The following is a 5,226-nucleotide window of genomic DNA, read 5'->3' on the forward strand; positions in this document are numbered from 1 at the left end:
GCCCCGCCGTGCGCGGGTCCTGCGCCGCCGCCGCGCCGCCTGCGCGGGAGTCCGGGCGTCCGCCCGCCGCCACGTCGCCGGGCCGGTCCCAGGCCTGGCCGGCGGCCGGGGCCGAACTGTCCGTGCCGGCTCCCGGCGCACTGCCCGCGCGGGGGTCCTGCGCCGGGGAGCCCCAGGAGACCCGGCGGTCGCGGTCGCCGCCGAAGCCGGTCTGGCGGGAGGCGTCGGCCTGCCAGGCGGAGGAGGGCTCGGGGCGGACGTCGGCAGACGGCTCCGGGTCCTCGTCCAGGAAGACGGGGCCGGTCTCCTCGACCGACGGGACCGACGGGACGGCTGGGGCGACCGGGGTGCCGGCCGCCGCGGCCGAGGGCGGCGGCGACGGCATCGCATCGCCGTCCTTCGGCGCCGGCCGGCTCGTACCCGGCACCCAGGACGCACCGTTCCAGTAACGGACATATCCGGGGATGGACGGATCGGGGTAGTAGCCGGGCGTGGGGCTGCCATCGCCGGTTGCCGGGGTTGGGGCGCTCATCACCGTGGTCCCGTATCTCCTGGAAGGCGTCGAGGGTATCGAGGGCGTCGAGGGCGTCGACTCAAGGGTCCACATCTATCAGACCGCCGCGCGCGCCTGGGCCCATCCCGCCCTAAGGACCACTTTCCGGTACCGCTGTGCCCCACCGGCACGGTCGTGCGCCATGTCACTGAGAAGTTGATGGCGAAAGTCGCGTAATAGTCGGCGGGGAAGGCGCTCTCTCCCTGCGTGGCCCGCTCCAGGGCCTCGTACCAGGAAAGGAAGTCGCACTCTCATGCACACCGTGGTGGAACGCGAGCTGGAGCTCAAGCTGGTGCTGTCGCCGGAACACAGCACCCCAGTACCGGCCAGGCTGACCTACCGCACGGACGATCCGTACGCCGTGCACATCACCTTTCATGTCGGCTCCGAGCACCCCGTGTACTGGACCTTCGCCCGTGAACTGCTGGTCGAGGGGATCTTCCGGCCGTGCGGGCACGGCGACGTCCGTATCTGGCCGACCAAGGTCGAGGGGCGCAGCGTCATCCTGATCGCGCTGACGTCACCGGACGGCGACGCCCTGCTGGAGGCACCCTCCGCGCAGGTGTCCGCCTGGCTGGAGCGGACGCTTCGGGCGGTGCCTCCGGGGGCGGAGTCGGAGCAGCTGGGAATCGACGACGGACTGGCGGAGCTGCTCGCGCCGACTCCGGCGGACGATCTGTATCTGCGCGACCCGTGGCCGTCCGACGAGGCTCAGGACGGCGAGGCCTAGTACGACGGTCGGACATGGACCAGACACGGATCAGAGGTGGATCGGACTCGGGCCGGACCCGGGTCAGGCAGGTCAGGCAGGTCAGGCAGGTCAGACGTAAGTGTGAGTGATGAATTCGATGGAGTGGCCGTCGGGGTCGTCGACGTACACCCCGCGGCCGCCGAAGTGGTGGTTGATCTGCTGCGGCTCGGCATGCATCGGGTCGGCCCAGTACGGGAGCTCCCGCTCCTTTATCCGGCCGAGGATCTCCTCGAACTCCTCGTCGGAGACGAGGAACGCCAGATGCTGGGAGACGATGTCCGTCTCCGCCCCCTCGTCGAGGTAGTCGAGCGTGACTCCGTTGGCCAGCGGGACGCTGGCGAAGGGGCCGAAAGGTTTCGGCTCGGGTGCGTCGATCAGCTCGGTGAGGAAACGGGCCCCGGCGAAGCGGTCACGGCTGTGGACGATGGTGTGGTCAAGGCGTGCGGACACGGCTCCTCCTTCTTCATCGTGTCCTTTCACGCTATGCGGGGAGTTGCGTCCGTACCATCGGGCGTTGGTCCTGGTCCGGAGGTCTCAGAAGATCTTGCCCGGGTTGAGGATGCCGAGGGGGTCGAAGGTCTGCTTGATGCCGCGCTGCAACTCGATGCCCACCGGGCCGAGTTCGCGGGCGAGCCACTCCTTCTTCAGTACGCCCACGCCGTGTTCGCCGGTGATCGTGCCGCCCAGCTCCAGGCCGAGGGCCATGATCTCGTCGAACGACTCACGGGCGCGCCGGGATTCATCGGGGTCGGTGTGGTCGAAGCAGACGACGGGGTGGGTGTTGCCGTCGCCCGCGTGCGCGCAGACGCCGATGGTGAGGTCGTACTTCTCCGCGATGGCCGCCGTGCCGTCGAGCATCGCGGCCAGCCGGGAACGCGGTACGCAGACGTCGTCGATCATCGTCGCGGACTTGACGGTCTCCAGGGCGGTGAGCGAGAGCCGGCGCGCCTGGAGCAGCATTTCGGACTCGGCCGCGTCCTCGGCGGGGACGACCTGGGTGGCTCCGGCCGCCGTGCACAGCTCGCCGACCGCGGCCAGGTCGGGGGCGGGGTCGGGGGTGTCGAAAGCGGCGAGCAGCAGCGCCTCGGTGGTGTCGGGGAGGCCCATCTGCGCCATCTTGTTGACGGCACGGATGGTCGTACGGTCCATGAGCTCCAGGAGCGAGGGGGTGTGGCCGCGCTCCATGATCGCGCAGACGGCTTCGCAGGCAGCGGCGGCGGAGGGGAATTCCGCGGCGAGTACGAGCTGCTGGAGCGGTTGCGGCTTGAGCGCGAGGACCGCTTTGACAACGATGCCGAGGCTGCCCTCGGAGCCGACGAAGAGGCGGGTGAGGTCGTATCCGGCGACCCCCTTGGCGGTGCGGCGGCCGGTGCTGAGGAGGCGGCCGTCGGCGAGGACGACGTCGAGGCCGAGGACGTACTCGGCGGTCACGCCGTATTTCACGCAGCACAGTCCGCCGGAAGCCGTGCCGATGTTGCCGCCGATGGTGCACATCTCCCAGCTGGAGGGGTCCGGCGGGTAGTACAGACCGTGCTCGCCCACGGCACGCGACAGTGTCGCGTTGATGACTCCGGGCTCGACGACCGCGATCCGGTCGACGGGGCTGATCTCCAGGATCCGGTCCATTTTGACGAGTGAGAGCACGATGCAGTCGTCCGAGGCGTTGGCGGCGCCGGACAGTCCGGTGCGGGCGCCCTGCGGGACGACCGGGACGCGCAGGGCGGTCGCGGTGCGCATGATGTGCTGGACCTGCTCGACCGTGCGCGGCAGGACGACGACGGCGGGGGTGCCCGCGTCGCAGAAGCTCGCCATGTCGTTGGCGTACGAGGCCGTGACGTCCGGGTCGGTGATCAGTGCTTCGGCGGGCAGACCCGTGCGCAGCCGTGCGAGGAGTTCGTCCATGATCCCAGCCTTGCACCCGGGGCCATCGGTGTGAACCCGTCCGCGATCCGCGTCGCGCCGCCGAGTGTGCTCTTCGTATTGACCGACCACTGGCGCACAGTGACGCCATGAAGACACGATATGCGCCAAACATCCGGAATATCATGGTCGCCTCGTTGGTCGCCGGAGCGCTGGTCGGCGGGGTCATGGTGTTCGGCCCCGAGAGGGATGAAGCCTCACCGCCCGCGGGGGGCGCGGCGGCGCGGGCGATGCTCGCGGCGAGCGTCGGGGCGCCGGCGTCGCTGAGCGAGCTGTCGACACTGATCGGGGAGCAGGAGAAGTGGCTGCGCAGACACCCGGGCGACGACTACTCGTGGGCGGTTCTCGGTTCGGCGTACGTGGCTCGGGGGACGATGGCCGGGGACTCTTCGTACTTCCCGAAGGCCCACAAGGCGCTGCAGCGTTCGCTTACGGCGCTGCCGGGCAACCAGGGCAACGTCGACGCCCAACTGGGGATGGCGGCGCTGGCGAACGCGAAGCGGGACTACCGAGCGGCCAAGCGGTGGGGCGAGAGCGTGCGGGCGCGGGCGCCGAAGCGGTGGACGGCCTATCCGGTGCTGATCGACGCGTACAACGGGCTCGGCGAGTACCCGGCCGCGCGGAAGGCCGTGGAGAAACTGGTGGCTCTGCGGCCCTCCGCCGCCCCGGCCCTGGCGCGCCGGGCCCAGGCGTACCGCGACCGCGGCCGGCCGGAGGACGCGGCTGCCATGGCGTACGACGCGATGACGCACTCGGGCAGCCCGGCGGAGAAGGCGATGTCCCTGCACCGGCTGGGCGAGCTGGCGTGGGAGCGTGGCGAGCCGACGGAGGCGGTCGGGTACTACGACACGGCGCTGAAGATCGATACCGGGCACCATCCGTCGCTCGCGGGGCGGGCGCGGGCACTCGCGGCGCTGGGTCGCAAGGACGAGGCGTTCCGGGACTACCAGGACGCGCTGGAGAAGCTGCCGCTGGCGGAGTACGCGCTGGAGGCGGGCGAACTGTACGAGTCGATGGGGCTCGACGGTGACGCGCATACGCAGTACGCGAACGTGCGCAGGTTCGCGCGGGAGGCGCGGAAGAACGGCGTGAGCGAGGAGCTGACGCTCGCGCGGTACGAAGCGGACCACGGGAACGCGAAGGCGGCGGTGGCCCGGCTCGGGCAGGAGTGGAAGCGCGGTCACCGGAGTGTGTACGTGTCGGACGCACTGGGATGGGCGCTGTACCGGGCGGGGCGGGCGGAGGAAGGCCTGAAGTACGCGAAGCGTGCGGCCGCCGCGCTCGACATGCGGAACGCCCTGTTCTTGTACCACCGGGGCGAGATCGAGCGTTCACTCGGCCAGGACGGCCCGGCCCGGCGGCATCTGGCGGCGGCGCTGCGCGTCAACCCGTACTTCTCCCCGCTGCTGGTGGCGCCGGCGAAGCGGACTCTCGCGGCGCTGGGCGAGCCCGCGCCGGGCGGCCCGGCGGACGTCGAGGGCGAGCCCTGGACGGAGACGGAGCGCTCGGAGGGCGAGGAATCCACGGAATCCGGGGAATCCGGGGAATCCGGGGAGGAGGCGTCCCAGGAGGGCGAGTCCACGGAGGGGGAGTCCACGGAGGAGGCGTCCCAGGAGGGCGAGGCGTCGGAGGCCTCCGAGGCCCCTGAGGCCTCCCAATCTCCGGTGGCCTCCGAGTCTTCCGAGTCCTCGGAGTCCGAGTCGTCCCCGACGCCGTCGGCGCCGTCGGCGCCGGATCCGTCGCAGAGCTGACGAACACGTGCCCCCGCCCCGGAGACTGCGGGGCGGGGGCACAGCGCCGAGCCCGTCTTGGCGGGGTGCCCCCACGCCCCCGGACCCCGGACGCGGCCGGGGCGCGCTGGTGTCGGGGTATTCCTTCCGAGCCCCGGACGCGGGCGGGGAGACACGCCGGCCCGAGGACGCGAGGAAGTGCCGGGACGCTTCCCGAGCCCAGGCGGGAACCGCGCCGCCCCGAGGACGCGGAACAGCGCCGGGGTGCTTCT

General features: G+C 71.3%; 5 protein-coding genes. 2 read left to right on the top strand and 3 right to left on the bottom strand.

The features are described 5' to 3' along the window. Positions 1 to 532 (bottom strand): DUF2510 domain-containing protein (locus ACWGI8_RS38830; protein ID WP_453668152.1); only part of this gene is annotated, 532 nt, incomplete at its 3' end. 274 nt (positions 533 to 806) lie between these two features. On the opposite strand from ACWGI8_RS38830, the gene ACWGI8_RS38835 reads away from it, so the two are divergent. Further along, entirely contained in the window at positions 807 to 1,283 is a 477-nt protein-coding gene (locus tag ACWGI8_RS38835; protein ID WP_453668153.1) for an SsgA family sporulation/cell division regulator, read from the top strand. A 90-nt stretch (positions 1,284 to 1,373) separates the two neighbouring features. Here the strand turns inward: ACWGI8_RS38835 and ACWGI8_RS38840 are convergent, their stop codons facing one another. Together ACWGI8_RS38840 and ACWGI8_RS38845 are read right to left on the bottom strand one after the other, a co-directional pair. Further along, complete coding sequence (locus ACWGI8_RS38840; RefSeq protein ID WP_453668154.1) at positions 1,374 to 1,754, bottom strand: VOC family protein; 381 nt, start codon at positions 1,752 to 1,754, stop codon at positions 1,374 to 1,376. An 84-nt stretch (positions 1,755 to 1,838) separates the two neighbouring features. After that, the gene (locus tag ACWGI8_RS38845; protein ID WP_453668155.1) at positions 1,839 to 3,206 is read right to left on the bottom strand and encodes an FAD-binding oxidoreductase; all 1,368 of its coding nucleotides are present in this window, start codon (positions 3,204 to 3,206) and stop codon (positions 1,839 to 1,841) included. 143 nt (positions 3,207 to 3,349) lie between these two features. Between ACWGI8_RS38845 and ACWGI8_RS38850 the strand changes: the two genes are divergently transcribed. Next, a complete protein-coding gene (locus ACWGI8_RS38850) occupies positions 3,350 to 4,975 on the top strand; it encodes a tetratricopeptide repeat protein (protein ID WP_453668156.1) in 1,626 nt (541 codons plus the stop codon). The last annotated feature ends 251 nt before the right edge of the window (positions 4,976 to 5,226 follow it).

The sequence above is a fragment of the Streptomyces sp. NPDC054841 genome, from assembly GCF_053611045.1.

Bases quoted from the DNA above. Each gene is read 5' to 3' on its own strand.
- ACWGI8_RS38835 (WP_453668153.1), top strand. From the start codon at position 807: ATGCACACCGTGGTGGAACGCGAGCTGGAGCTCAAGCTGGTGCTGTCG.
- ACWGI8_RS38850 (WP_453668156.1), top strand. From the start codon at position 3,350: ATGGTCGCCTCGTTGGTCGCCGGAGCGCTGGTCGGCGGGGTCATGGTG.
- ACWGI8_RS38845 (WP_453668155.1), bottom strand. From the start codon at position 3,206: ATGGACGAACTCCTCGCACGGCTGCGCACGGGTCTGCCCGCCGAAGCA.